The following is a 25,417-nucleotide window of genomic DNA, read 5'->3' as shown; positions in this document are numbered from 1 at the left end:
ATGCGGAAGGTCAAGGCTGGGCAGAGGGCATTGAAGAGGCGGCTGGCGCGAAACAGGCGGCGCGACGCGCGGTCCGGCCGGGGTCCGGCCGGGGTCGGGGGGACTCGCCGCGGGGGCGGGCGGGGCCGCCGGCGTGCCGTTCAAGGCGCCTGCCGCGGCCCCGCCGGCACGATGCGCATCATCGGCGCCGCGCCCTGGGCCGGCGCGTCAAAGCGCGGCCGGATCATCCACGGCGCAAAGCGCCACAGGTACAGCCCGAACGCCAGCGCCCAGGCGGCGGCCGACGCGTGCAGCAGGCCCGGCGCACCCGCGGTGGGCAGTAGCGCGGCCAGGCGCAGCAGCGCCGCCAGGATCACCAGCGCATAGCTCAGCACCATGCTGCGGTCGGTGCGCAGGGGCCGGCCCAGATGGCCCAGCGCGGTGCGCGTGGCCATGCCCAGGATCAGCACCGAAAAGCCGGCCACGCCGATGACGTGCGCGGGCCAGGCGGGCCGCAGCACATAGCCGGCCAGTTGCGCCGCGCCCACCAGCAGGCCGATGCCCAGGCCGGCATAACCCGCATACAAGATCCACAAGAGCGGCACGCGGCGCGCGGCCCAGGGCTTCCAGGCCAGCCATTGCGCCAGCGCAATCAGGCCCGTGGCCGCCAGCAACAGTGCAGCCAGGCGCGGGGCACCCGCCAGCAGGCAGGCGATGGCCAGCACGCCCGTGGCCAGCTGCCAATGGCCGCTGCGGGTGTGCGGGGGAATGTCCAGGCCGGCGACGGCGCGCTTGGCAAAGAAGGGGATGACGCGCCGCGCGATCAGCAGGGTCAGCACCGCCATGCTCAGCAGGCCGGCGTTGAAGTAGCGCATCAGCGCGAGGTAGTCGCCGGCCAGCGCCGCGCGCACATACAGCAGGTGGGCGACGGCTAGCGCCACCAACAGCAGCGGCACGCCGTAGTTGCGGCGGTTGCGCGTGACCCAGACCGAACGGCCCAGCGCCGCGGCGCCCCACAGGAAGAACAGCAGGTCGGCGCCTGCGGCCGTGTACAGCGCCACCGTGCCCGGCGCCAGGTAGGCGGCGCGCGCCACCAGCCAGACGCCGCACAGCAGCGCCAGCGGCAGGCCGCGCAGGGGATTCCTGCCGGTCCAGTTGGCGCCGGCCGTCAGCAGGAAGCCCACCGCGATGGTGGCGACAAAGCCCCACAGCATCTCGTGGGCGTGCCACGGCATGGCGGTCAACAGGCCCGTCAGCCGGGTGGGCGCGAACACCCAGAGCAGTACGGAAACCAGCGCCCAGGCGCAGCCGGCCAGGTACAGCGGGCGAAAGCCCATTTCCGTGAAGGCGCGCCAGTCGGGCGCCGGCGGCCGGTTCGCGTCGTGGGGCGCAGAGGGTTCTTCCAGGGTCAGCAGGGGGTTCATGGGGTCTCCGCCCGTCGTGGCCGCCAGGGCGGCAATAAACATGCATTTCAAATACATATTAATACCGTCAACCGGCCTGCGGCCAGCGCGGCGGGTTGATCCCGCGCAAACGCGGCCGCTTCCCGGGGGTGACTAGTCACAACGGCAGGGGGTGTTTGGTCGGGTGGGCAATGGTGGGCAAGGGCCGGCATGCCTACGCTGGGTGCAGTCGTATCCGAGTGCACAACAAGCGAGAATCACCATGGCATCAACTCACCCCTCGGCCAGCGCGCCCCTGCGGGTCCTGGTATCCAGCACCTTCGCCTTCACCATCTGTTTTGCGGTGTGGATGATCTTTGCGGTGCTGGGCATTCCCATCAAGGCCCAGCTGGGCCTGTCTGAAACCGAATTCGGCCTGCTGGCCGCCATGCCGGTGCTGACCGGTTCGCTGGTGCGCGTGCCGCTGGGCATCTGGACCGACCGTTACGGCGGCCGGCCCGTGTTCTTCGTGCTGATGCTGCTGGCGGTGGTGCCGATCTGGCTGCTGTCGTACGCCACGCAGTACTGGCAATTCCTGGTGCTGGCGCTGTTCGTGGGCCTGACCGGCGGGTCGTTCTCGGTCGGCACGCCGTACGTGGCGCGCTGGTTTCCCCGCAGCAAGCAGGGCCTGGCCATGGGCGTGTTCGGCGCCGGCAATTCGGGCTCGGCCATCACCAAGTTCGTGGCCCCCGCGCTGATCGCGGCGGCGGGCGGCGCCTGGGTCATCGTGCCGCAGGTGTATGCCGTGGCGCTGCTGGTGACGGCGATCCTGTTCTGGCTGTTCTCGGCGTCGGACCCCTCGCACCGCGTGGCGGGCGGGGCCAGCCTGTCGGCCCAGTTCGCCATGCTGAAGGACCCGCGGGTGTGGCGCTACTGCCAGTACTACTCGGTGGTGTTCGGCGGCTACGTGGCGCTGGCGCTGTGGATGACCAAGTACTACATCGGCGAATACGGCTTCGACATGAAGCTGGCCGCGTTGCTGGCCGCCTGCTTCTCCTTGCCGGGCGGCGTGCTGCGCGCCCTGGGCGGCTGGATCTCGGACCGCTACGGCGCCTACAAGACCACCTGGTGGGTGATGTGGGTGTGCTGGGTGGCTTTCTTCATCCTGAGCTATCCGCAGACGCACTTCACCGTCCTGACCACCGGCGGCCCGCGCCAGTTCGACATCGCCCTGGGCCCCATCAGCTTCACCGTGCTGCTGTTCGTGGTGGGCATTGCGATGGCGATCGGCAAGGCCTCGGTCTTCAAGTTCATCTCGGATGAGTTCAGCGACAACATCGGCGCCGTGTCCGGCATCGTCGGCCTGGCCGGCGGCCTGGGCGGCTTCGTGCTGCCGATCCTGTTCGGCGTGCTGCTGGACCTGACCGGCGTGCGCTCCAGCGCCTTCATGCTGCTGTACGGCACGGTCTGCGTGTCGCTCATCTTCATGCATTTCAGTTTCCGGCCCGAAAGCGCCGCCATCGCCCGGCGGCAAGCCGCCTGACCCTCTGATCGGAGAACCCTATGTCTACCCATGTCCTGGCGCGCTGGGAGCCGGAAAACCCCGGCTTCTGGAAACAGACCGGCGCGCGCATCGCCAATCGCAACCTGTGGATCTCGATTCCCGCGCTGATGCTGGCGTTCAGCATCTGGATGCTGTGGAGCGTGGTGGTCGTGAACCTGGATCGCGCCGGCTTCATGCTGTCCAAGAACCAGCTGTTCTGGCTGACCGCGCTGCCCGCCTTGTCGGGCGCCACGCTGCGCATCTTCTATTCGTTCCTGGTGCCGGTGTTCGGCGGCCGCAAGTGGACGGCGATCTCCACCGCCTCGCTGCTGATCCCGGCGCTGGGCATGGGCTTCGCGCTGCGTGATCCGACGACCTCGTTTCCCACCTTGCTGATCCTGGCGCTGCTGTGCGGCCTGGGCGGCGGCAATTTCAGTTCCAGCATGGCCAACATCAGCTTCTTCTTTCCCAAGGAAAAGAAGGGGCTGGCGACCGGGCTGAACGCCGGCATCGGCAACCTGGGCGTGTCCCTGGCGCAGTTCGTGGTGCCGGTGGTGATCTCGGTGGGCATGTTCGGCGCCCTGGGCGGCGATCCGCAGACCGTGGCGGGCGCGGCGCCGCGCAGCCTGTGGCTGCAGAACGCCGGCTTCATCTGGGTCTTGCCCATCGCGCTGGCGTCGCTGGCCGCCTGGTTCGGCATGAACGACATCGCCGACGCGCGTGCGTCGTTCGCCGACCAGGCCGTGATTTTCAAGCGCAAGCACAACTGGCTGATGTGCTGGCTGTATGTGGGCACGTTCGGCTCGTTCATCGGCTTTTCGGCCGGCTTCGCCATGCTGACCAAGACCCTGTTCCCGCAGGTCGATCCCACCACCTACGCCTTCCTGGGGCCACTGGTGGGCTCGCTGACCCGCCCGGTGGGCGGTTGGGTGTCCGACAAGCTGGGCGGCGCGCGGGTCACCTTGTTCACCTTCGCCGGCATGATCGCCGCCGTGCTGGGCGTGATGGCGTTCCTGCCGGTGAACGGGCAGGGCGGTGACTTCAACGGCTTTCTGGCCATGTTCATCGTGCTGTTCGCGCTGACCGGCGTGGGCAACGGGTCCACCTTCCGCATGATTCCCGTGATTTTCCTGCGCGAACGCACCCAGGCCGCGCAAGGCAAGGGGGCGGCCGCCCAGAAGCAGGCGCTGACGGACGCGGCGCGCGAGTCGGCCGCGGTGCTGGGCTTTTCCGGCGCGATCGGCGCCTACGGCGGCTTTTTCATCCCGCGCAGCTTCGGCACGTCGCTGGACCTGACGGGCGGCGCGCAGGCCGCGCTGCTGTGCTTCATCGGCTTTTACGCCACCTGCATGGTGATCACCTGGTGGTACTACGCGCGCCGCAACGCGCCAGTGCCCTGCTGAAGCGCCGGGCTGGCCGGGGTGACTAGTCACTCTGCCGCGCCCGGCCTATGCCACTGGCGAATGGTCGCCCGCCGGGCCCGCGCCTAAAGTGGTCTGGACAGCACTGATTGCAGTACGCGCCGGCAAACCCGGCGCCCTTGGAGAACCATAATGAGTCATTTTCTGGACCGGTTGAAGTTCATGTCGCGGGTGAAATCCACCTTCGCGGACGGTCACGGCGAGCTGGTCAATGAAGACCGCAAGTGGGAAAACGCCTATCGCGCCCGCTGGCAGCACGACAAGGTGGTGCGCTCGACCCACGGCGTGAACTGCACGGGCTCGTGCTCGTGGAAGGTGTACGTCAAGAATGGCCTGATCACCTGGGAAACCCAGCAGACCGACTACCCGCGCACGCGGCCCGACCTGCCCAACCACGAGCCGCGCGGCTGTCCGCGGGGTGCGTCCTACAGCTGGTACGTCTATTCCGCCCAGCGCGTGAAATACCCGATGATGCGCGGCCGCCTGATGGAAATGTGGCGCGAGGCCCGCAAGACCCTGGACCCGATCGCGGCCTGGGAATGGATCAGCCAGGACCCCGTGCGGGCCAGGCGCTACAAGTCGGTTCGCGGCCTGGGCGGCTTCGTGCGTACCGACTGGGACACGGCGATGGAAATGATTGCCGCCGCCAACGCCTACACCATCAAGCAATTCGGCCCCGACCGCCTGATCGGTTTTTCGCCGATTCCGGCCATGTCGATGGTCAGCTACGCCGCCGGCGCCCGCTACCTGAGCCTGTTGGGCGGCGCCTGCCTGAGCTTCTACGACTGGTACTGCGACCTGCCGCCGGCCAGCCCGCAGGTCTGGGGCGAGCAGACCGACGTGCCCGAATCGGCCGACTGGTACAACTCGACCTACCTGATGGTCTGGGGCTCGAACGTGCCGCAGACGCGCACGCCCGACGCCCACTTCTACACCGAGGTCCGCTACAAGGGCACCAAGACGGTGGCCGTGTCCAGCGACTTCGGCGAAATGGTCAAGTTCGGCGACATCTGGCTGGCGCCCAAGCAGGGCACCGACGCCGCGCTGGCCATGGCCATGGGCCACGTCATCCTGAAGGAATTCCACCTGTCCGGCGCCTCGGCGTATTTCCGCGACTACGTGCGCCGCTACACCGACATGCCCATGCTGGTGCTGCTGCAGGAACGCGACGGCTTCCATGCGCCCGACCATTTCCTGCGCGCCTCGCACCTGGACGGCGCGCTGGGCGAACAGAACAACCCCGACTGGAAGACGCTGGTATTCGATGCCGCCAGCGGCGACCTGGTGGCGCCCAACGGCAGCATCGGCTTTCGCTGGGGCGAGGGCGCGGTCAATGGCGGCGAGAAGGTCGGCCGCTGGAACCTGGAATCGCGCGACGGCGGCAGCGGCCGCGAGATCGAGCCGGTGCTCAGCCTGATCGACCAGGCCGACGCCGTGGTGGGCGTGGGTTTCCCGTACTTCGGCGCCGAACACGACGAGCTGATGGTGCGCAACGTGCCGGCCCGCCGCATCCGCCTGGCGGACGGCAGCGAGGCCCTGGTGGCCAGCGTGTACGACCTGCAGATGGCCAACTACGGCCTGGACCGCGGCCTGGGCGGCGGCAATGTGGCCACGTCGTACGACGATGACGTGCCCTACACCCCGGCCTGGCAGGAAAAGCACACCGGCGTGCCGCGCGCGCAGGTGATCCAGGTGGCGCGCGAGTTCGCCCAGAACGCGCATGACACCGAGGGCAAGTCCATGGTCATCGTGGGCGCCGGCCTGAACCACTGGTACCACATGGACATGATCTACCGCGGCATCATCAACATGCTGATGATGTGCGGCTGCGTGGGCAAGAGCGGCGGCGGCTGGGCGCACTACGTGGGCCAGGAAAAGCTGCGGCCGCAGTTCGGCTGGGCGCCGCTGGCGTTTGCGTCCGACTGGGTGCGCCCGCCGCGCCAGATGAACGGCACCTCGTTCTTCTACGCCCACACCAGCCAATGGCGCCACGAAAAGCTGCACGTGCAGGAAGTGCTCGGCCCCACCGCCGACCGCGGCCGCTACGGCGACCTGAGCATGATCGACCTGAACGCCCGCGCCGAGCGCATGGGCTGGCTGCCGTCGGCGCCGCAGCTGCGCACCAATCCGCTGGACCTGACCGACCAGGCCGCGGCCGCGGGCAAGGACCCGGTGGCTCATGCGGTGGAACAGTTGAAGTCCGGCGAGTTGCGCATGTCGTGCGAAAACCCCGACGACCCCGCCAACTTCCCGCGCAACATGTTCGTGTGGCGCTCGAACATCCTGGGGTCCAGCGGCAAGGGCCACGAGTACTTCCTGAAGTACCTGCTGGGCACGCAGAACGCCGTCTTCGGCGACGAAGGCGATGCGATCCGGCCGACCGAGGTCACCTATGAAGAAGATGCGGCCGAAGGCAAGCTGGACCTGCTGACAGTGCTGGACTTCCGCATGAGCACCACCTGCCTGTACGGCGACATCGTGCTGCCCACCGCCACCTGGTACGAGAAAGACGACCTGAACACGTCGGACATGCACCCGTTCATCCACCCCTTGAGCGAAGCGGTGCAGCCGCTGTGGGAAAGCAAGACCGACTGGGAAATCTACAAGCTGCTCGCCAGGAAGTTCAGCGACATCGGCGGCCCCTACCTGGGCAAGCGCCGCGACCTGGTGCTGACGCCGCTGATGCACGACACCCCGGGCGAGCTGGGCCAGGCCTTCGAGCCCAAGGACTGGAAGCTGGGCCAGTGCGACCTGGTGCCGGGCAAGACGGCGCCCAACATGACGGTGGTGGAACGCGACTACAACGACATCTACCGCAAGTTCACGTCGGTGGGCCCGCTGCTGGACAAGCTGGGCAACGGCGGCAAGGGCATCAACTGGAACACCGAGCACGAGGTGCACGAACTGGGCGGCATCAACGACCACGTGGCCGAGACGGGCGTGAGCCAGGGCCGGCCGCGGCTGGATACCGCCATCGACGCGGCCGAGATGATCCTGACCTTCGCGCCCGAGACCAACGGCCACGTGTCGGTCAAGGCCTGGGAAGCGCTGGGCAAGATCACCGGGCGCGACCACACCCACCTGGCCACGGGCCGTGAGCACGACAAGATCCGCTTTCGCGACATCCAGGCGCAGCCGCGCAAGATCATTTCGGCGCCCACCTGGTCGGGCCTGGAAAGCGAAGAGGTCAGCTACAACGCCGGCTACACCAACGTGCACGAGCTGATCCCATGGCGCACCCTTACCGGCCGCCAGCAGTTCTACCAGGACCACCGCTGGATGCTGGATTTCGGCGAAGGCCTGTGCGTGTACAAGCCCGCCATCGACACCAAGACCATCGCGCCGATGCTGGGCCGCTACCCCAACGGTGAAAAGGAACTGGTGCTCAATTGGCTGACGCCGCACCAGAAGTGGGGCATCCACAGCACCTATTCCGACAACCTGCGCATGCTGACCCTGAGCCGCGGCGGCCCCCACGTGTGGGTGTCCGAGACCGAGGCCAGGCAGGCCGGGCTGGTCGACAACGACTGGGTCGAGGTCTTCAACGTCAACGGCACGCTGACCGCCCGCGTGGTGGTCAGCCAGCGCGTGCCGGTGGGCATGTGCCTGATGTACCACGCCCAGGAAAAGATCGTGAACGTGCCCGGCGCGGAAACCAGCGGCAAGCGCGGCGGCATCCATAACTCGGTGACGCGCACGGTGCTCAAGCCCACGCACATGATCGGCGGCTACGCGCAGCAGGCCTACGGCTTCAATTACTACGGCACCGTGGGCGCCAACCGCGACGAATTCGTGGTGCTGCGCAAAATGAAGAAAGTGGACTGGCTGGAAGGCCCGCTGGTGGAAGACCCCGCCGCCGCAACGCAACTGGAAGAGAAGCAATCATGAGGATACGCGCCCAAATCGGCATGGTGCTGAACCTGGACAAGTGCATCGGCTGCCACACTTGCTCGGTCACCTGCAAGAACGTCTGGACCAGCCGCGACGGCGTCGAATACGCCTGGTTCAACAACGTTGAAACCAAGCCCGGCATCGGTTATCCCAAAGAATGGGAAAACCAGGAAAAGTGGAAGGGCGGCTGGAAGCGCACCGCGGCCGGCAAGCTGGAACCGCGCCAGGGCGGCAAGCTGCGCATCCTGGCGAACCTGTTCGCCAACCCCAACCTGCCGCAGATCGACGACTACTACGAACCCTTCACCTTCGACTACGAACACCTGAAGAACGCGCCCCTGTCGCAGACGCCGCCCACCGCGCGCCCGGTGTCGGTGCTGACCGGCAAGAAGATGGACAAGATCGTCTGGGGCCCGAACTGGGAAGACGACCTGGGCGGCGAATTCGCGTCGCGCAGCCGCGACGCGCTGTTCGAAGGCGTGCAGAAAGAGATGTACTCGACGTTCGAGAACACCTTCATGATGTACCTGCCGCGCCTGTGCGAACACTGCCTGAACCCGGCCTGTGTCGCCAGCTGCCCGTCGGGCTCGATCTACAAGCGCGAAGAAGACGGCATCGTGCTGGTCGACCAGGACAAGTGCCGCGGCTGGCGCATGTGCATTTCGGGCTGCCCGTACAAGAAGATCTACTACAACTGGCACAGCGGCAAGGCCGAGAAGTGCACCTTCTGCTACCCGCGCATCGAAGCCGGCCAGCCCACGGTGTGCTCGGAAACCTGCGTGGGCCGCATCCGCTACCTGGGCGTGCTGCTGTACGACGCCGACCAGATCGAACGCGCCGCCGCCGTGGGCGACGAGCAGGACCTGTATGAGTCGCAGCTGGGCCTGTTCCTGGACCCGCATTCGCCCGAGGTGATCGCCGCGGCGCGTGAACAGGGCATTCCCGAATCGTGGCTGGAGGCCGCGCGCCAGTCGCCGGTCTACAAGATGGCGGTGCAGTGGCGCGTCGCCTTCCCGCTGCATCCCGAATACCGCACCTTGCCCATGGTCTGGTACATCCCGCCGCTGTCGCCCATCCAGACAGCGGCCGAAGCGGGCCGGATGCCCCAGCGCACGCTGGGCAAGAGCGCGATGATTCCGGACGTGGCCAGCCTGCGCATTCCGGTGCGCTACCTGGCCAACCTGCTGACCGCCGGCAAGGAAGCGCCGGTGCTGCAGGCGCTGGAACGCATGCTGGCCATGCGCGCCTACAAACGGTCGGAAACCGTGCACGGCGAACGCGACACCGCGCTGCTGGAACAGGTAGGCCTGACGGACGCCACCGTGCAGGACATGTATCGCATCATGGCGATCGCCAACTACGAAGACCGCTTCGTCGTGCCCGGCAGCCACAAGGAAATCGTCGAAGACAGCTTCAACGAGAAGGGCAGCTGCGGCTTCACCTTCGGCAACGGCTGCTCGGGCGGGGTGTCGGAAGGCACGCTGTTCGGCCGCAAGCCCCAGGGCAGCGAGATATTCATCGAGATGCCCAAGTCGCGCAAGAAGGCCGCCGCGGCCTGACCCAGGAGAAACACCATGAACCTGTACCGCCTGCTTTCCGCGCTGCTCTGCTACCCCGAACAGGATCTGCTGGACGCCTTGTCCGAGGTCGAGGCGCAGCTTGCCGCCCACCCCGACGCCGAGGAAACCCTGCAACCCCTGGTCGGCTACCTGGCCAGCCATGACCTGATCGCCCTGCAGGAAAACTACGTCGCCACCTTCGACCGCAACCGCGCCCATTCGCTGCACCTGTTCGAACACGTGCACGGCGAAAGCCGCGACCGGGGCCAGGCCATGGTCGACCTGCTGGACACCTACCGCGGCCATGGCTTCGAGCCAGTGGTGTCCGAACTGCCGGACCACGTGCCGCTGTTCCTGGAGTTCCTGGGCGTCATCGACCCGGCCGTGGCGCAGGACCTGCTGGACGAAGCCATCCACGTGCTGGCGGCGGTGGGCGCGCGCCTGGCCCGCAGCGAAAGCCCCTACGCCAGCGTATTCGCCGTGCTGCGCGGCCTGTCGCGGGTGACGCCGCGCGAGCAGACCGCGCCGCCCGTGCGCGACATGGACGAGGCGATGGAAACCTTCGGCGCCGGCCCCGATGGCGTCGAGCCGCTCCTGCGGCCATTCTCGGGCGACGGCGCGCAGGCGGTGCGGTTCTATCCGCGCGCGCCCGCCGCCCATTGAATCCGCGTCTTTTCAGGACCCAAGCATCATGAATTCCCTGAATCAGTTCCTCTTCGGCATCTACCCCTACATCGCGCTGACGGTGTTCCTGCTCGGCAGCCTGGCGCGTTTCGAGCGCGAGCAATACACCTGGAAGACGGACAGCTCGCAACTGCTGCACCGCGGCCAGCTGCGGCTGGGCAATATCCTTTTCCACATCGGCATCCTGGGGCTGTTCTTCGGCCACCTGGCGGGCCTGTTGACCCCCGTGGCGGTGTGGGACTGGCTGGGCGTGTCGCACACGCTCAAGCAGACCGTGGCCATGGTGGCCGGCGGCGTCATGGGCGGGCTGTGCCTGATCGGCCTGTTGATCCTGATCCACCGCCGCCTGAGCGACCCGCGCATCCGCAAGACCACCCGCCCTGGCGACAGGCTGCTGTTGCTGTGGATCCTGGTCACGCTGCTGCTGGGGCTGTCGACCATCGCGCTGTCGGCCGGCCACATGGACGGCGAGATGATGGTGCGCCTGATGACCTGGGCGCAGCACATCGTGACCCTGCGTGGCGACGCCGCCAGCCACATCGCCGACGTGCCGCTGCTGTTCAAGGCGCATCTGTTCATGGGCCTGACGCTGTTCGTGATCTTTCCCTTCACCCGGCTGGTGCACGTCTGGAGCGGCTTTGCGTCGCTGGGCTACCTGGGCCGCGCCTGGCAACTGGTGCGTCCGCGCTGAGGCGCGTTTTCCAAGGAGCCGGACATGCCTGTGATCGTCAATGGCGTCGAACTGAACGACGCCGAGCTGGAACAAGAACTGCCGCGGCATGCGGATGCCGCCAACCCCATGCGCGCCGCCATCACGGCGCTGGTGCTGCGGCGGGTGCTGCTGGATGAAGCCGTGCGGCAGGGGGTGGAGCGCGCGCAGGGTGGGCAGGCGGATGCCGACCCCGACCCCGCAGGCGAGGACGAGGTCATCGGCGCCTTGCTGGACCGCCAGGCGCCGACGCCCGAGGCCGACGAGGCCGCCTGCCTGCGCTATTACCAGTCCAACCCCCAGCGCTTCGTGGTGGGCGAACTGATCGAGGCCGACCACATCCTGTTCCAGGTCACGCCGGGCGTGAACCTGGACATGCTGCGCGCCCATGCCGACGCGGTGCTGGCGGACCTGCTGGCCGACCCGTCGCGCTTTGCCGAGGTGGCGCGGCAGCAATCCAACTGTCCGTCGGCGGCGCTGGGCGGCAACCTGGGGCAGCTGGCGCGCGGCTACACGGTGCCTGAATTCGAAAAGGCGGTGTTCGCCTTGCCGGCCGGCGGCCTGTTGCCGCAGGTGCTGCAAACCCGCCATGGCCTGCATATCGTGCGGGTCACGCGGCGGGTGGAAGGGCGGCGGCTGCCCTTTGACGAGGTGCGCGCGCAGATCGCCGCGGCCTTGTCGGCGCTGAGCCGCGACACCGCCTGGCGCCAGTACGTGAAGCTGCTGGTCGAGCGCGCCGACGTGCGCGGCATCGACCTGGGCGGGGCAGAGGACGACCGGGTCTTCGGGAGCCCGTCATGAACCCGCCACCGGCAAGCGATCCTGCCGGCAAGGCCGCCGCCACGGGTCCGCTGGGCCTCATCGACGGGCATGGCCGCCGCATCGACTACCTGCGCGTATCGGTCACGGACCGCTGCGACCTGCGCTGCGGCTACTGCATGCCCAAGGGCTTCAAAGGCTTCGAGACGCCCGCCAACTGGCTGCGTCATGACGAAATGGCCAGGCTGGTGGGCCTGTTCGCCGGCCTGGGGGTCAGCAAAGTGCGCCTGACTGGCGGCGAGCCCTTGCTGCGCCGCGGCGTGGCGGACCTGGCGGGCGCCATTGCCGCGCTGGCCGGCGTCGTGGACCTGTCGGTGTCCACCAACGGCACCCGACTGGCCCGCCATGCCCGGGCGCTGCGCGCCGCCGGGGTCCGCCGGCTCAACATCAGCCTGGATACCCTGGACGCCGCCGAATTCACCCGCATCACCGGCCGCGATTGCCTGGACGCGGTGCTGTCCGGCCTGAAGGCGGCGCGGGACGCGGGTTTTGCGCCGATCAAGCTCAATAGCGTGGTGCATGCCGCCACGCCCGAGGCCGACGTGCGCCGGCTGCTGGGCTACGCGCTGGCGCAGGGCTTCATCCTGCGCCTGATCGAGCCCATGCCGATGGGCGACTGCGGCCGCCGTTACGCCCATGCCGACCTGGGCGCCCTGGGCGCGCGGCTGGCGGCCGACCATGGCCTGGTGCCGGCGCTGGCCGGGCAGGGCGCGGGCCCGGCGCGCTACTGGACGGCGGGCGCCGGGGCGCCGGCGCTGGGTGTCATCACGCCGCTGTCGCGGCACTTCTGCGCGACCTGCAACCGCGTCCGCCTGGGCGTGGACGGCACCCTGTACCTGTGCCTGGGCCAGGAAGACCAGGTGCCGCTGGGACGATTGCTGCGCGCCGGGGCCAGCGACGCCGCGTTGCAGCAGGCGATCCGCGCCGGCATCGCCGCCAAGCCGGAAAGGCACGAGTTCACCACCCGGCCCGAACGCATCGTGCGCTTCATGTCGCAGACGGGGGGGTAAAGCATGGGCCAACGCATGGGCGACATCGAACGGTTGGTCGATGGCTTTCAGCGCTTCCAGCATCAATACTACGAGGCCACCCCGTCGCTGTACCGCAACCTGCGCGATGGCCAGCACCCCAGCACCTTGCTGGTGGGCTGTTGCGATTCGCGGGTGGACCCGGCCATGCTGCTGGGCTGCGATCCGGGCGACATCTTCACCGTGCGCAACGTGGCCAACCTGGTGCCGCCGGCCGACCGCGACCAGGGCCACCATGGCGTGCTGGCCGCGATCCAGTTCGCCGTCGAGCAGCTGGCGGTCAGCCGGATCATCGTGCTGGGCCATGCGCAGTGCGGCGGCATCCGCGCGCTGATGGACCGGCCCGCCCGCAGCGACGGCGACCCCGACTACCTGAACCGCTGGATGGACATCGCCGAACCGGCCCGCCAGCGCGTGCTGAGCCAGATGCCCGAGGCGTCCCGCGACGAGCGGCGGCGGGCCTGCGAGCAGGCGTCCATCCTGATCTCGCTGCGCAACCTGGAAGCCCTGCCCTGCGTGGGGCGGCGTGTCGCGGCGGGCGGCCTGACCCTGCACGGCTGGTATTTCGACCTGGTGGCGGGGGCTTTGCTGGCATACTCGGCGCGGGCGGACGCGTTCCTGCCCATCGTGTGTCCTTTGTTCACGGAGCCAGCATGACCCCCGTATTCGGCATCGCCGGCCGCTCCGGCAGCGGCAAGACCACCCTGATCGAAGCCATGCTGCCCCTCCTGGGCGCGGCCGGGCTGGCGGTCAGCGTCATCAAGCACAGCCACCACGATTTCCAGATGGAGCCGCCCGGCAAGGACAGCGCGCGTTTTCGCCAGGCCGGGGCGCGCGAGGTGATGGTGGCGTCGCCGTTTCGCTACGCCATCGTGCACGAGCTGCGCGATGCCCCGGAACCGTCGCTGACAGAGCAGGTGGCGCGGCTGGCGCCCGCCGACCTGGTGCTGGTCGAAGGCTTCAAGCACGCGGACATTCCGCGCATCGAGGTCTACCGGCCGGCGTTGGGCAAGCCGCCGCTGCACGTGGACGATTCCCGCTTCCTGGCGGTGGTGACCGACGCGGTGCTGGACACGCGCTTGCCGTGCCTGCCGCTGAATGATCCGGCCGCGGTGGCCGCCTTCATCCGGCGCACGGTCGGGTGTGACTGAACTACACTGATCTTCCGCGATTTTCATTCAAAGCCCCCGCAAGTCCCGCCGCCATGCCCCTGTCTGTTCCCCCCGCCGATGCCGACGGCCTGCCGTCGTCGCGGCATCGCCTGTCCACCCGCATCATCGCCAGTTCGCTGGTGGCGCTGATCGTGGTGCTCAGCATGGTCAGCTGGACGCTGTGGCTGTCGTGGCAGCTGGAAGGCGCGGGCGCCGCCATCAACGACACCGGCAGCCTGCGCATGCGCGCCAACCGGGTGGCGGTGGAACTGATGCGGCCCCAGGCCGGCCGCCAGGTCCGCACCGACGAACAGCTGCGCCTGATGGACGACACCATCGCCCGGCTGGCGCGCGGCAACCCGGCGCGGCCGCTGTTCATTCCGAACGATCCGGCCATCCGCGAGCAATGGCTGGGCGTGGCCGACTATTGGCGCCGCATCATGCGGCCGGCGGCGGTGCGCGCCATCGAACGCGAAGACGCTGCCGAGTACCTGGAAACGCTGCCCGATTTCGTGGCCCGGGCCGATGCCCTGGTGCGCATGATCGAGCAGGACAACGCTGGCAAGACCACGTCGCTGCGGCTGTCGCAGGGCGTGCTGGCGGCGATTGCCAGCGCCGGCACCCTGGCCATGATCTACCTGCTGTACCTGTGGATCATCTCGCCCGTGCTGCGTCTGCGCGACGGGCTGCAACGCATGGCGGCGCGCGAATTCAGCACCCGCCTGCCGGTCGAAAGCCGCGATGAATTCGGCGTGTTGGCGCGCGGCTTCAACCGCATGGCCGATGAGTTGCAGGGCCTGTACACGGGGCTGGAGCAGCGGGTGGGCGAAAAGACCGCCCAGCTGGCCGCGCAGAACCGCGACATCGGCGCGCTGTACGACATGGCCGCCTTTCTGAACCAGCCCAACGAGATCGAGGCCATGTGCCAGGGGTTTCTGCGCCGGGTGATGCTGCAGTTCGATGCCGAAGGCGGCAGCATCCGCGCGCTGGACCCGGACAACGACACGCTCAACCTGGTGGTGTCGGTGGGCTTGTCCGAAGACCTGGTCGAATCCGAACACTGCATGCGGGTCGACGATTGCTACTGTGGCGTGGCCACGCGCCAGGCCGGCGTGATCGTCATTCAGGACCTGCGCCAGGCGCCGGCGCCGCAGGACCTGAACTGCCAGCGCGACGGCTTTGCCAGCGTGGCGGTGTTTCGCATCGTGACGCGCGACGAGGTGCTGGGGTCGTATTCGCTGCATTTTCGCAGCCCGCGCCAATTGGCCCCGTCCGAATCGCAGCTGCTGGAAACCCTGGGCCAGCACCTGGGCGTGGCGCTGGACAACCGCCGCCTCTCCGCCCAGGCGCGCCAGCTGGCCGTGGTGCAAGAGCGCGGGCTGGTGGCGCAAGGCCTGCACGACAGCCTGGCGCAGGGGCTGAACTTCCTGAACCTGCAACTGCAACTGCTGGACGCGGCGGTCAAGCGCGGCGACCAGGCCGAAATCGACGAGATCCTGCCGCTGCTGCGCACCGCCGTGGACGAAAGCTACCAGGACGTGCGCGAGCTGTTGAACAACTTCCGCAGCAAGCTGGGCCAGGGCGACCTGCGCGATGCCATGCAGGACACGGTGGAACGCTTTCGGCGACAGACCGGCCTGCCCATCACGCTGGCGTTCGAGCAGGGCGAGGGCGCGCCGCTGCCGCCCGAGCAGCAGTTGCAGGTGCTGTTCATCCTGCAGGAAGCCCTGTCCAACGTGCGCAAGCATTCCGAGGCCGACCGGGTCGAGATTCGCGTGCGCAACGCACGCGATTTCAGCCTGGACATCATCGACAATGGCCAGGGCTACGACCCGGCCGAAGTGGCGCGCCGCGGCGAGGCCCACGTGGGCCTGCACATCATGCGCGAACGCGCCGCGCGCATGCACGCCACGATTAAAATGCAGTCCCGTCCCGGCCACGGCACGCACATCGCGCTGCTGCTGCCCGGCGCCGAACGCCAGGCCGCCTGACCCCATCAAGACCATGCCCATCCGTATCCTGCTCGTCGACGACCACACCCTGTTCCGTTCGGGAATGCGCCTGCTGTTGCAGCGCCAGCCCGATTTCGAGGTCGTGGCCGAGGCCGGCGACGGCGTCGAAGGCGTCAAGCGCGCCAAGGAATTGCAGCCCGACGTGGTGCTGCTGGACCTGAACATGCCCGGCCTGTCGGGCCTGGAAACGCTGCAGCTCCTGACGCAGGACGTGCCGTCCAGCGCGGTCATCATCCTGACCGTGTCCGAAGAAGCCGACGAGCTGGGCCAGGCGCTGCGCGATGGTGCCCGCGGCTACCTGCTCAAGAACATCGACGCCGACGTGCTGACGTCGGCCGTGCGCCGCGCGGCCGGCGGCGAACCGGTCATCGCCGAAAGCATGACGGCCAAGCTGGTGGAACAATTCCGCGGCCAGGCCAATCTGGCGGCCCAGGGGGCGGGCGGGCAGGCCGAGCGCCACCGCCTGACGGCACGCGAACGCCAGATCGTGCAGTGCCTGGCGCGCGGCGCCAGCAACAAGGTCATTGCGCGCGAACTCGATGTCAGCGAAAGCACCGTCAAGATCCACGTGCAGAACGTGCTGAAAAAGCTCAACCTGACCAGCCGGGTGCAGGTGGCCGTGTACGCGGTCGAGCACGGCCTGCATGGCGACGACCCGGCCTGAGCCGGGGCCGACCATGGGTGGCTGAGCGCCGCCGCCGCCCGGCCCTTTGATCTGCGACAAGGCCTTGCCGCCGGCCGGCCCCTAGACTGGCCGGCATGCATACCCGAACCTCTCCGTTGGAACTCGTGGCGCCCGCCGGCAGCCTGGCCGCGCTGAAGGCGGCGATCGAGGCAGGCGCCGACACCGTCTACCTGGGCCTGAAGAACGCCACCAACGCCCGCAACTTCGCCGGGCTCAATTTCACCGAAAGCGATATCCGCGCCGGCGTCGCCCTGGCTCACGCCAAGGGGCGGCAGGTGCTGTTCGCCATCAATACCTTCGTGCAACCCGGCCGCGGCCACGAATGGCGCGAGGCGGTCGATGCCGCCCATGCGCTGGGCGCCGACGCCGTCATCATGGCCGACGCCGGCTTGCTGGGCTATGCCCGCGACCGCTATCCCGACCTGCGGCTGCATCTGTCGGTGCAGGGCTCGGCCACGCACGCCGACGCCATCGAACTGATGAAAGAGCAGTTCGGCATCCGCCGCGTGGTGCTGCCACGAGTCTTGACCCTGGCCGAGATCGCGCGCATCTGCGCCAACGTCAGTGTCGAGGTGGAAGTCTTCGGCTTCGGCAGCCTGTGCGTCATGGCCGAAGGGCGCTGCCTGCTGTCGTCCTATGCCACCGGCGATTCGCCCAACAACAAGGGCGTCTGTTCGCCGGCCGGCGCGGTGCGCTGGGTCGAGCAGGACGGCCGCCTGGATGCGCGCCTGAACGGCATCCTGATCGACCGTTATGAGCCCGGCGAGCCTGCCGCGTACCCGACGTTGTGCAAGGGCCGCTTCGAGGTCGACGGCCATGCCGACCACGCGCTGGAAGAACCCACCAGCCTGAACGCCATTGGTCTGTTGCCCAAGCTGGCCGAAATGGGCGTGTCGGCCGTGAAGATAGAAGGGCGCCAGCGCAGCCCCGCCTATGTCACGCAGGTGGTGTCCACGCTGCGCGCGGCGCTGGACAGCGCCCATGCCGATCCCAATCGCTATTCCCCGCGCCCCGACTGGAACGCCATGCTGGCGCGCCATGCCGAGGGTTCCCAAGTCACGCAAGGCGCATTCGAACGTCCATGGAAATGAAACCCAAGGCTTTTCGCATTTCGGCGGGTCCGCTGCTGTATTACTGGCCGCGTGCGCGCACGCTGGAATTCTATGCGGCGCTGGCCGACAGCCCCGTCGACATCCTCTACGTGGGAGAAACCGTCTGTAGCCGACGCCACGAACTGCGCGCCGACGACTGGCTGGACCTTGCCCGCGACCTGCGCGCCGCCGGCAAGGACGTGGTGCTGTCGGCCCGCACGCTGATCGAAACCGGCGCCGAGGCGTCGGCGTTACGGCGCCTGTGCGAGCAGGATGACTACATGGTGGAAGCCGGCGAGGTCGGCGCGTTGCGCCATCTGGGCGGGCGGCCGTTCGTGGCCGGCCCGCACATGAACGCGTACCACGGTGGCACGCTGGAATGGCTGGCCGCACGGGGCGCGGCGCGCTTCGTGGCGCCGCTGGAAATGCATGTGAACGCGCTGGCCCGGCTGCTGGCCGAGCGGCCGGCGGGCTTGCAGGCCGAAGTCATGGTGTGGGGCCGCATGGCGCTGGCGTTTTCGGCGCGTTGCTTCACCGCGCGCCACTTTCGCCTGAAGAAGGACGATTGCGGATTCCGCTGCATCGAGCATCCCGACGGCCTGGACATGCGCACCCGGGAATCGCGCGAATTCCTGGCGATCAACGGCATCCAGGTGCAGTCGGCCGCGTGCCTGGACCTATTGGACCAGGCGGCCTACCTGGCGGACCTGGGCGCACAGGTGCTGCGCGTCAGCCCGCAATCGAGCGGCACGTTGGAAGCCATCGCCGCGTTGGACGCCGTACGCCAAGGCCGGGCGCAGGACGAGGTTGCCCCGCCCGCCGGCATCGGCCGCTGCAACGGCTATTTCCATGGGCAATCGGGCATCGCCTGGCAGGAGCGCGCATGAGCCACACTGCCTTCACCTTGTCGTCCGTGGTGGCGCGTCTGGGCCGCCGCGTGCCGGCGCCGCTGGCCTCGCTGCATTGCGTGGCCGGGCTGGAATTGGCGCGGCGCCTGAAATGGCTGGCGCCGCCGCCGGAATTGGACGGCCGCAGTTTTGCCATCACGGTCGAAGACCTGGGCCTGCGCAGCAGTTTCGCGGTGCGCGGCGGCGCCTTCCGCCCGCGCTGGGAAGGGTCTGCCTGCGAGCTGGAGCTGGGGGCGCGTCTGGCCGACCTGCTGGCGCTGATGCGCGCCGAGACCGACGCCGATACGCTGTTCTTCCAGCGCCGGCTGCGCATTTCGGGCGATACCGAACTGGGGCTGATCGTGAAGAACTGGCTGGATGCCGCGCCGCGCCCCGCCTGGCTGCAACGCCTGGCGGCGGTGCGGTAGGCGGGCTCAGCCCCGCCGGCCTTCCATCGCCCGCGCCACGCGCGACAACGCCAGGCTGGCCGCGAAATACAGCAGCGCTACCGCAAGGTAGACCTCGACGTGATAGGGCCGCCAGTCGGTGCCCGCGACCACCGACTTGGCCGCGCCCAGCACGTCGAACACGCCGATGATGCTGACCAGCGACGTATCTTTGACGGCGCCGACGAACACGCCCAGCGCGGCGGGCGCGGCAATGCGGCGCGCCTGCGGCCAGATCACCGTCCAGTACGCCACGGCGGGGCGCATGCCCAGCGCGCGCGCCGCCATCATCTGACCCGCGGGAATGGCCTGCAAGGCGCCGCGCAGCACCTCGGCCAGCAGGCAGGCGGTGTGCAGCGTCAGCGCCGCCAGCGCCATGCTGAACTTGGACACGCCGCCGCCCAGGAGCAGCGGCAGCACGAAAGAGGCGAACAGCAATTGCGTCACCAGCGGCACGCCGCGCACGGCCTCGATCAGCGCCGCCGCCGCCAGCGAGCCGCCGCGGCTGCCCGAGCGGCGCAGCAGCGCCAGTCCGAACGCCAATGGCACCGCCGCCACCAGCGCCGAGATCGCCAGGATCAGCGTCACCAGCAGGCCGCCCCAGCGCAGCGGGCCGATGGCCGCGCCCCAGGGGCCTGCGGCCAGCGCGGCCACGGTCACGGCCAGCGCCAGCGCAATCAGCGCCAGGCGCACGCGCGCCGGCAGGCGGCCAGCGCCCAGCGCTACCGCTACGCCGGCCAGCAGCGCGGCGCAAGCTACCAGGGCCTGGGGCCGGTCCTCTGGCGCCATGGCGCCGAACAGCAGCAGCGGCACGTTGTCGGTCACGGCGGCCCAGCAGGCACCGGCGGCCGCGGCGCACTCGGCCGGTGTGCCTTGCCACACCGCGCGCAGCACGGCCCAATCCAGTACAGCCCAGGCAGCGGTGGCCAGCAGCATGGCCACCACGGCCGATCCCAGCCAACGGCGCCAGGGGGTTGCACGGCGCGCGTCCCCGCCCAGGAGCGGCAGGCCCGGCCGGTCACCCAGGCGGGCGCCGTGGCTGTCGCCGGGGCCGTGGCGCGCATGGCGCGCGTTCCAGGCGGACAAGGCGCCGCCCAGCGCCAGCGCCAGGCCCAGGTACACGGCGACCGCCAGGGCAATGCCTTCCAGCGCCAGCCCGGTCTGCGTGATGGCGGTGTTGATGACGGCCATCAGTTCCTGGTAGCCGATGGCAATCGCCAGCGTGCTGTTCTTGACCAGCGCCAGGCACTGGTTGGCGTACGGCGGCAGGGCGACGCGCGCGGCATAGGGCGCGATCACCCGGCGCAACACGCTGGCCGGCGTCAGGGCCATGGCCTGGCCGGCTTCCACCAGGCCGACCGGCACCGCGCGCACCGCGGCGCGCACGATGTCGGCGATGTACGCGGCATGGAAGACGATCAGGCCGATGGCCAGCGCCGCGAATTCGATGCTGGGCTGCCAGCCGCCTTGCAGGCCCAGGCCGCGCCTGACGGGCAGATCGATCGTCAAGGGGGGCAGCAGTGTCCAGGCCAGCAGGACCAGCGCCAGCGGCAGCAGCCACGTGGCGCCTTGGGCGAGCCGGCTTGAGCGGGATCCGATCCCGCGGCCCCACCGTCGATGCGCCAGCCAGCCGATCAGCAAAGCGCCCACCGCCGCCAGGGCATACGGCAGCCAACCGTGCAGGGCAGGCAGCGCCAGTCCCCGATTGGACAGCAGCACCGACGGCAGCGGCTGCCACGCCTGACGCGCATCCGGCAGGCGCAGCAGCAGGCCATACCAGACGAACAGTTGCAGCAGCACCGGCGTATTGCGCAGCGGCGCGATGATGGCCGCGGCGGTGCGCGCGGCCAGTGGCTGCGACGACAGGCGCAGCAGCCCCAGCCCGATCCCCAGCAGCGTCGCGATGGGGATGGCGACCCACGCCACCGTCAGCGTATTGACCAGCCCCGCGGCAATCGACATCCAGTACGGATCTTCAGGCGTGACCGGCAGCAGGCTTTCCGAAATGCGAAAGCCCGCCGGCTGGAACAGGAAGCCGAAGCCGCCGCGGATGCCGCGCGCCGCCTGCACGGATTCGATGTGCAGGATCAGTATGGCGGCCATGCCCCCCAGCGCCAGGGTCCAGGCCAGGGCGGGCAGCCAGCGCCGCAGGGCGGGGCTCCCGGGCAGGGCAAGGGTGGCGATCATGTCATTGGAACGGCGGCGAATACAGCAGCCCGCCCTTGTTCCACTGCGCGTTCAGGCCGCGCTCCAGCTTGAGCGGCGTGGCCGCGCCCAGGTTGCGGTCCCACACTTCACCGTAGTTGCCGACCGCCTTGATGACGTGGCGGGCCCAGCCTTCGTCCAGGCCGAAGCTCTTGCCGATGCCCGGGTCCAGGCCCAGCAGACGGCGCACCTGGGCATCGGTGCTCTGCGCCTGGCTGTCGACGTTTTTGGATGTGATGCCCAGTTCCTCGGCGGCCACCAGCGCGTTCACCGTCCAGCGCACGATCGCGGTCCAGTTCGGGTCGTCCTGGCGCACGAAGGGGCCCAGCGGCGACTTGTTGATGCGTTCGGGCAGGATGACGAAGTCGTCCGGATTGGCGGCGCGCGCGGCGCGGCTGGCGGCCAGCGTGGACGCATCCGACAGGTAGACGTCGCAGCGGCCGGCGTAGAAGGCCTGCTCCAGTTCCACCAGGTTCTCGATCACCACGGGGCGATAGGTGAGCTTGTTCTTCTTGAAGTAGTCGACCAGGTTCTGCTCGTTGACGGTGCCCGGCTGCACGCAGACCTGCGCGCCGTCCAGCTCGGTGGCGCTTTTCACGCCCAGCTTGCGCGGCACCAGGAAGCCCTGGCCGTCGTAGAACACGATGCCGGCGGACACGATGCCCAGCCCGGCGTCGCGGCCCGAGGTGATGGTGGTGTTGCGGTTCAGCACGTCGATCTCGCCGCCTTGCAGGGCGGGAAAGCGCTGCTGCGAACTGAGCGGCACGAAGCGGGTCTTTTCGGGATCGCCGAGCACGGCGGCAGCCAGCGCGCGGCACAGGTCGGCATCCAGGCCCGTCCAGCGGCCCTGCTTGTCGGCAATGGACAGGCCCGCCGAGCCCTGGCTCACGCCGCACACCAGTTCGCCGCGCTTCTTGATGGCGTCGACCGTGACGCCTGCCGTGGATGCGCCGGCATAAGCCAGCGCCGCCGCCACGCCGGCGGTCTTGAGTATAGAGATCAACCGCATGCCGTTCCCGTATTCGTTGTATGCAAGAAAGGCATGAATTCTAGGGTGGCGCACCCGTGCGGCGAGCGACTATATGGTCATATGGTTATGAGAACTTAGCCTTATCCAGATTCGCGTCATATACCTAGAATCCGTCCATACCAAGTTGCACGGACGAAGAAGGTCGCGCATGAGCTGGCAGGACGAATTCAGGCAGTTGTTTCCCATCACACGCGACAAGGCCTACGCCAACATCGCCTACACCAGCCCCTTGGCGCCCAAGGTGGCCGCTGCGGTGGCGGACTTCTTTGACGGCATCACGCATGCCCGCAGCGACAAGCCGCAATGGCTGCGCGACGCGGCAGCCTTGCGCCCGCGCCTGGCCCGCCTGATCGGCGGCGACGCGCGCCGCGTGGCCTTTATGAAGAACACCACCGAAGGCCTGAACACCGTGGCGCAAGGCCTGGCCTGGCAAGAGGGCGACAATCTCATCGTCGACGACCAGGAACATCCCACCAACGCCTTGCCGTGGCTCAACCTGCGCCGTCGCGGCGTGCAGGTGCGCGTGCCGCCGTCGCGCGCCGGCCGCTATACGGTGGATGACCTGTGGCAGCACGTCGACGCGCGCACGCGCCTGATCGCCGTGTCGTGGGTGCAGTACGGCACGGGCCTGCGCACCGATATCGCCGAACTGGGCCGACGCTGCGCCGAACGCGGCATCTGGCTGGTGGTCGACGGCATCCAGGGCGCGGGCCTGCTGCGCGCCCAGGTCGACGCCTGGGGCGTGGATGCTTTCGCCTGCGGCTCGCACAAGGGCTTGCTGGGGCCGTTGGGCGTGGGCTTTCTGCACGTGTCGCCGCGCTTGCTGCAGGCGCTGGACCCGCTCTATATCGGCCCGTCCGAAGTGACCACGCTGGGCAAGGCCGGCCTGCAATGGCAGGTGGCCGTGTCGGACGCGGGCGATGCCCGCCGCCTGGAATCGGGCAACCTGAACTATCCCGGTATCGCCGGCCTGGCCGGCGCGCTGGATCTCATTGAATGGGCGCAGCCCGAACGCATCGAACCGTGGGTGATGGAACTGTCCACGGCATTGAGCGATGGTTTACGCGCACTGGGGCTGCAGGTAGTATCCCCAGCCGACGACGCCTTGCGCAGCACCACCACGGCCGTACGCGTGGCCGATCCGGCCGCCGCGCTGGCGCACCTGGCCCGCGAGGGTGTGGTGGCCAGCATTGTCGAGTATGGTTACCTGCGCCTGTCCGTCGGCGCCTACAACAATCACGGGGACATCGAACGCATCCTGCGCGCCGCGCGCGGGTTCGCCGCCTGATCCCCCCACCATTACGCATCTCAAGGAGAGACACATGACTGAAGCGAAAAAGCCCGACTGGCGGCTGGAAACCATTGCCGTGCACGGCGGCTATCGTCCCGACCCGACCACGCGCGCCGTGGCCGTGCCGATCTACCAGACCGTGGCGTATGCCTTTGACGACACGCAACATGGCGCGGACCTGTTCGACCTGAAGGTCGCGGGCAACATCTACACCCGCATCATGAACCCGACCACCGACGTGCTGGAACAGCGCGTGGCGGCCCTGGAAGGCGGCATCGCCGCGCTGGCGCTGGCCTCGGGCCAGGCCGCGGTCACCTACGCCATCCTGACCATCGCCGAAGCCGGCGACAACATCGTCTCGTCCAGCACGCTGTACGGCGGCACCTACAACCTGTTCGCGCACACGCTGCCGCAATACGGCATCACCACGCGCTTTGCCAACCCCAGCGACCTGGCCGCCTTCGAAGCGCAGATCGACGACCGCACCAAGGCCATCTTCGCCGAGTCCGTCGGCAACCCGCTGGGCAACATCACCGACATCGCCGCGCTGGCCGAACTGGCCCACCGCCACGGCCTGCCGCTGATCGTCGACAACACCGTGCCGTCGCCGTACCTGCTGCGCCCCATCGAGCACGGCGCCGACATCGTGGTGCAGTCGCTGACCAAGTACCTGGGCGGCCACGGCACCAGCCTGGGCGGCGCCATCATCGATTCGGGCAAGTTCCCCTGGGCCGAGCACAAGGCCCGCTTCAAGCGCCTGAACGAACCCGACGTCAGCTACCACGGCGTGGTCTACACCGAAGCCTTCGGCCCGGCCGCCTACATCGGCCGCGCCCGCGTGGTGCCGCTGCGCAACACGGGTGCGGCGATCTCGCCGTTCAACTCGTTCCAGATCCTGCAAGGCATCGAAACGCTGGCGCTGCGCGTGGACCGCATCGTGGAAAATGCCGTCAAGGTGGCGCGCTACCTGCGCGAACACGCCAAGGTCGAATGGGTCAACTACGCCGGCCTGCCGGACCATCCCGACCACGCGCTGGTGCAGAAGTACCTGGGCGGCAAGGCCCCGGGCCTGTTCACGTTCGGCGTGAAGGGCGGCCGCGAAGCCGGCGCGCGCTTCCAAGACGCGCTGCAACTGTTTACCCGCCTGGTCAACATCGGCGACGCCAAGTCGCTGGCGACGCACCCGGCGTCCACCACCCACCGCCAGTTGAACCCCGAAGAGCTGCAAAAGGCCGGCGTGCGCGAAGAAACCGTGCGCCTGTCCATCGGCATCGAGCACATCGACGACCTGCTGGCCGATCTGGACCAGGCCCTGGCCAAGGTGTGAACGGCATGACGATGATGCACCGCAGAACCCTGTTGAAGCTGGCCGCGGGCCTGCCCGCGCTGGCGGCGGCCCCGGCCATCGCGGCCCAGCCGCAAGCCGCCCGCGCCAAGACCTACGTGCTGGCGCACGGCTCGTGGCACGGCGGCTGGTGCTGGCGGCCCGTGGGCCCCCCGCCGCCGGGCCCCCGCCCCCCCCCCTCTTGCCCCCCCCTTCCCCGCGCGGGGGGCCCGCCGCGCCCCCTGGAGCCCGGCCCCCACATCAACACCCTCGTCGAAGA

General features: G+C 68.7%; 20 protein-coding genes and 1 pseudogene. 18 read left to right on the top strand and 3 right to left on the bottom strand.

The features are described 5' to 3' along the window. Positions 1 to 140: 140 nt before the first annotated feature. Positions 141 to 1,403 (bottom strand): NnrS family protein, encoded by a 1,263-nt coding sequence (locus AC6LJ2_RS26865; protein ID WP_263912633.1) that lies wholly within the window; start codon positions 1,401 to 1,403, stop codon positions 141 to 143. A gap of 241 nt (positions 1,404 to 1,644) precedes the next feature. Here AC6LJ2_RS26865 and AC6LJ2_RS26860 point away from each other — a divergent pair, with 241 nt between their 5' ends. The 15 genes from AC6LJ2_RS26860 (at position 1,645) to ubiT (ending at position 19,269) form a co-directional block, all read left to right on the top strand. Next, positions 1,645 to 2,904, top strand: a complete 1,260-nt coding sequence (locus AC6LJ2_RS26860; protein ID WP_263912634.1) for an MFS transporter — start codon at positions 1,645 to 1,647, stop codon at positions 2,902 to 2,904. A gap of 20 nt (positions 2,905 to 2,924) precedes the next feature. Continuing rightward, a complete protein-coding gene (locus AC6LJ2_RS26855; RefSeq protein WP_498152541.1) occupies positions 2,925 to 4,307 on the top strand; it encodes a NarK family nitrate/nitrite MFS transporter in 1,383 nt (460 codons plus the stop codon). 150 nt (positions 4,308 to 4,457) lie between these two features. Then, positions 4,458 to 8,213 (top strand): nitrate reductase subunit alpha, encoded by a 3,756-nt coding sequence (locus tag AC6LJ2_RS26850; RefSeq protein ID WP_498152540.1) that lies wholly within the window; start codon positions 4,458 to 4,460, stop codon positions 8,211 to 8,213. After that, the gene (narH, locus tag AC6LJ2_RS26845; RefSeq protein ID WP_263912637.1) at positions 8,210 to 9,775 is read left to right on the top strand and encodes a nitrate reductase subunit beta; all 1,566 of its coding nucleotides are present in this window, start codon (positions 8,210 to 8,212) and stop codon (positions 9,773 to 9,775) included. Before AC6LJ2_RS26850 ends, narH begins: the two co-directional genes overlap by 4 nt. Before the next feature lie 15 nt (positions 9,776 to 9,790). Continuing rightward, on the top strand, positions 9,791 to 10,438 hold the full coding sequence (gene narJ / locus AC6LJ2_RS26840) for a nitrate reductase molybdenum cofactor assembly chaperone (RefSeq protein WP_263912638.1): 648 nt from the start codon (positions 9,791 to 9,793) through the stop codon (positions 10,436 to 10,438). Between the two features lie 28 nt (positions 10,439 to 10,466). Continuing rightward, on the top strand, positions 10,467 to 11,150 hold the full coding sequence (gene narI, locus AC6LJ2_RS26835; RefSeq protein WP_263912639.1) for a respiratory nitrate reductase subunit gamma: 684 nt from the start codon (positions 10,467 to 10,469) through the stop codon (positions 11,148 to 11,150). 24 nt (positions 11,151 to 11,174) lie between these two features. Next, a complete protein-coding gene (locus AC6LJ2_RS26830) occupies positions 11,175 to 11,969 on the top strand; it encodes a peptidylprolyl isomerase (RefSeq protein WP_498152539.1) in 795 nt (264 codons plus the stop codon). Continuing rightward, positions 11,966 to 12,997 carry a GTP 3',8-cyclase MoaA gene (moaA, locus tag AC6LJ2_RS26825; RefSeq protein WP_498152538.1) on the top strand — a complete coding sequence of 344 codons (1,032 nt, stop codon included), beginning with the start codon at positions 11,966 to 11,968 and terminating at the stop codon, positions 12,995 to 12,997. The genes AC6LJ2_RS26830 and moaA overlap by 4 nt, the downstream gene beginning before the upstream one ends. 15 nt (positions 12,998 to 13,012) lie before the next feature. Next, entirely contained in the window at positions 13,013 to 13,672 is a 660-nt protein-coding gene (locus tag AC6LJ2_RS26820) for a carbonic anhydrase (RefSeq protein WP_263912709.1), read from the top strand. After that, complete coding sequence (gene mobB, locus AC6LJ2_RS26815; RefSeq protein WP_263912642.1) at positions 13,669 to 14,166, top strand: molybdopterin-guanine dinucleotide biosynthesis protein B; 498 nt, start codon at positions 13,669 to 13,671, stop codon at positions 14,164 to 14,166. Before AC6LJ2_RS26820 ends, mobB begins: the two co-directional genes overlap by 4 nt. A 53-nt stretch (positions 14,167 to 14,219) precedes the next feature. Next, on the top strand, positions 14,220 to 16,157 hold the full coding sequence (locus AC6LJ2_RS26810) for a type IV pili methyl-accepting chemotaxis transducer N-terminal domain-containing protein (protein ID WP_498152537.1): 1,938 nt from the start codon (positions 14,220 to 14,222) through the stop codon (positions 16,155 to 16,157). A 13-nt stretch (positions 16,158 to 16,170) separates the two neighbouring features. Further along, on the top strand, positions 16,171 to 16,842 hold the full coding sequence (locus tag AC6LJ2_RS26805; RefSeq protein WP_263912644.1) for a response regulator: 672 nt from the start codon (positions 16,171 to 16,173) through the stop codon (positions 16,840 to 16,842). 95 nt (positions 16,843 to 16,937) lie between these two features. Further along, positions 16,938 to 17,954, top strand: a complete 1,017-nt coding sequence (gene ubiU, locus AC6LJ2_RS26800) for a ubiquinone anaerobic biosynthesis protein UbiU (RefSeq protein ID WP_263912645.1) — start codon at positions 16,938 to 16,940, stop codon at positions 17,952 to 17,954. Then, entirely contained in the window at positions 17,951 to 18,841 is an 891-nt protein-coding gene (locus tag AC6LJ2_RS26795; protein WP_263912710.1) for a U32 family peptidase, read from the top strand. The genes ubiU and AC6LJ2_RS26795 overlap by 4 nt, the downstream gene beginning before the upstream one ends. Next, a complete protein-coding gene (gene ubiT / locus AC6LJ2_RS26790; protein ID WP_263912646.1) occupies positions 18,838 to 19,269 on the top strand; it encodes a ubiquinone anaerobic biosynthesis accessory factor UbiT in 432 nt (143 codons plus the stop codon). Before AC6LJ2_RS26795 ends, ubiT begins: the two co-directional genes overlap by 4 nt. A 6-nt stretch (positions 19,270 to 19,275) precedes the next feature. On the opposite strand, the gene AC6LJ2_RS26785 is transcribed toward ubiT, so the two are convergent. Further along, positions 19,276 to 21,474: an ABC transporter permease subunit gene (locus tag AC6LJ2_RS26785; RefSeq protein ID WP_498152536.1), complete on the bottom strand. Its 2,199-nt coding sequence runs from the start codon at positions 21,472 to 21,474 to the stop codon at positions 19,276 to 19,278. Between the two features lies 1 nt (position 21,475). After that, the gene (locus AC6LJ2_RS26780) at positions 21,476 to 22,501 is read right to left on the bottom strand and encodes an amino acid ABC transporter substrate-binding protein (protein WP_263912648.1); all 1,026 of its coding nucleotides are present in this window, start codon (positions 22,499 to 22,501) and stop codon (positions 21,476 to 21,478) included. A 169-nt stretch (positions 22,502 to 22,670) separates the two neighbouring features. Between AC6LJ2_RS26780 and AC6LJ2_RS26775 the strand changes: the two genes are divergently transcribed. From AC6LJ2_RS26775 to AC6LJ2_RS26765, 3 genes and pseudogenes are all read left to right on the top strand, one after another. Beyond that, positions 22,671 to 23,810, top strand: a complete 1,140-nt coding sequence (locus AC6LJ2_RS26775) for an aminotransferase class V-fold PLP-dependent enzyme (RefSeq protein WP_498152535.1) — start codon at positions 22,671 to 22,673, stop codon at positions 23,808 to 23,810. Between the two features lie 34 nt (positions 23,811 to 23,844). Further along, positions 23,845 to 25,140 (top strand): O-acetylhomoserine aminocarboxypropyltransferase/cysteine synthase family protein, encoded by a 1,296-nt coding sequence (locus AC6LJ2_RS26770; RefSeq protein WP_175193575.1) that lies wholly within the window; start codon positions 23,845 to 23,847, stop codon positions 25,138 to 25,140. Between the two features lie 5 nt (positions 25,141 to 25,145). Then, positions 25,146 to 25,417: pseudogene (locus AC6LJ2_RS26765) on the top strand (alpha/beta fold hydrolase); the annotation flags it as partial.

It is taken from the genome of Achromobacter sp. 1014246743 (assembly GCF_059760725.1).
Note: the sequence above shows the minus strand (reverse complement) of the source record. Positions and strands in the feature narration are given on the sequence as shown.

Excerpts from the sequence above, each read along its gene's own strand:
- AC6LJ2_RS26865 (WP_263912633.1), bottom strand. The coding sequence starts at position 1,403 with ATGAACCCCCTGCTGACCCTGGAAGAACCCTCTGCGCCCCACGACGCG.
- AC6LJ2_RS26860 (WP_263912634.1), top strand. The coding sequence starts at position 1,645 with ATGGCATCAACTCACCCCTCGGCCAGCGCGCCCCTGCGGGTCCTGGTA.
- AC6LJ2_RS26855 (WP_498152541.1), top strand. The coding sequence starts at position 2,925 with ATGTCTACCCATGTCCTGGCGCGCTGGGAGCCGGAAAACCCCGGCTTC.
- AC6LJ2_RS26850 (WP_498152540.1), top strand. The coding sequence starts at position 4,458 with ATGAGTCATTTTCTGGACCGGTTGAAGTTCATGTCGCGGGTGAAATCC.
- narH (WP_263912637.1), top strand. The coding sequence starts at position 8,210 with ATGAGGATACGCGCCCAAATCGGCATGGTGCTGAACCTGGACAAGTGC.
- narJ (WP_263912638.1), top strand. The coding sequence starts at position 9,791 with ATGAACCTGTACCGCCTGCTTTCCGCGCTGCTCTGCTACCCCGAACAG.
- narI (WP_263912639.1), top strand. The coding sequence starts at position 10,467 with ATGAATTCCCTGAATCAGTTCCTCTTCGGCATCTACCCCTACATCGCG.
- AC6LJ2_RS26830 (WP_498152539.1), top strand. The coding sequence starts at position 11,175 with ATGCCTGTGATCGTCAATGGCGTCGAACTGAACGACGCCGAGCTGGAA.
- moaA (WP_498152538.1), top strand. The coding sequence starts at position 11,966 with ATGAACCCGCCACCGGCAAGCGATCCTGCCGGCAAGGCCGCCGCCACG.
- AC6LJ2_RS26820 (WP_263912709.1), top strand. The coding sequence starts at position 13,013 with ATGGGCGACATCGAACGGTTGGTCGATGGCTTTCAGCGCTTCCAGCAT.
- mobB (WP_263912642.1), top strand. The coding sequence starts at position 13,669 with ATGACCCCCGTATTCGGCATCGCCGGCCGCTCCGGCAGCGGCAAGACC.
- AC6LJ2_RS26810 (WP_498152537.1), top strand. The coding sequence starts at position 14,220 with ATGCCCCTGTCTGTTCCCCCCGCCGATGCCGACGGCCTGCCGTCGTCG.
- AC6LJ2_RS26805 (WP_263912644.1), top strand. The coding sequence starts at position 16,171 with ATGCCCATCCGTATCCTGCTCGTCGACGACCACACCCTGTTCCGTTCG.
- ubiU (WP_263912645.1), top strand. The coding sequence starts at position 16,938 with ATGCATACCCGAACCTCTCCGTTGGAACTCGTGGCGCCCGCCGGCAGC.
- AC6LJ2_RS26795 (WP_263912710.1), top strand. The coding sequence starts at position 17,951 with ATGAAACCCAAGGCTTTTCGCATTTCGGCGGGTCCGCTGCTGTATTAC.
- ubiT (WP_263912646.1), top strand. The coding sequence starts at position 18,838 with ATGAGCCACACTGCCTTCACCTTGTCGTCCGTGGTGGCGCGTCTGGGC.
- AC6LJ2_RS26785 (WP_498152536.1), bottom strand. The coding sequence starts at position 21,474 with ATGATCGCCACCCTTGCCCTGCCCGGGAGCCCCGCCCTGCGGCGCTGG.
- AC6LJ2_RS26780 (WP_263912648.1), bottom strand. The coding sequence starts at position 22,501 with ATGCGGTTGATCTCTATACTCAAGACCGCCGGCGTGGCGGCGGCGCTG.
- AC6LJ2_RS26775 (WP_498152535.1), top strand. The coding sequence starts at position 22,671 with ATGAGCTGGCAGGACGAATTCAGGCAGTTGTTTCCCATCACACGCGAC.
- AC6LJ2_RS26770 (WP_175193575.1), top strand. The coding sequence starts at position 23,845 with ATGACTGAAGCGAAAAAGCCCGACTGGCGGCTGGAAACCATTGCCGTG.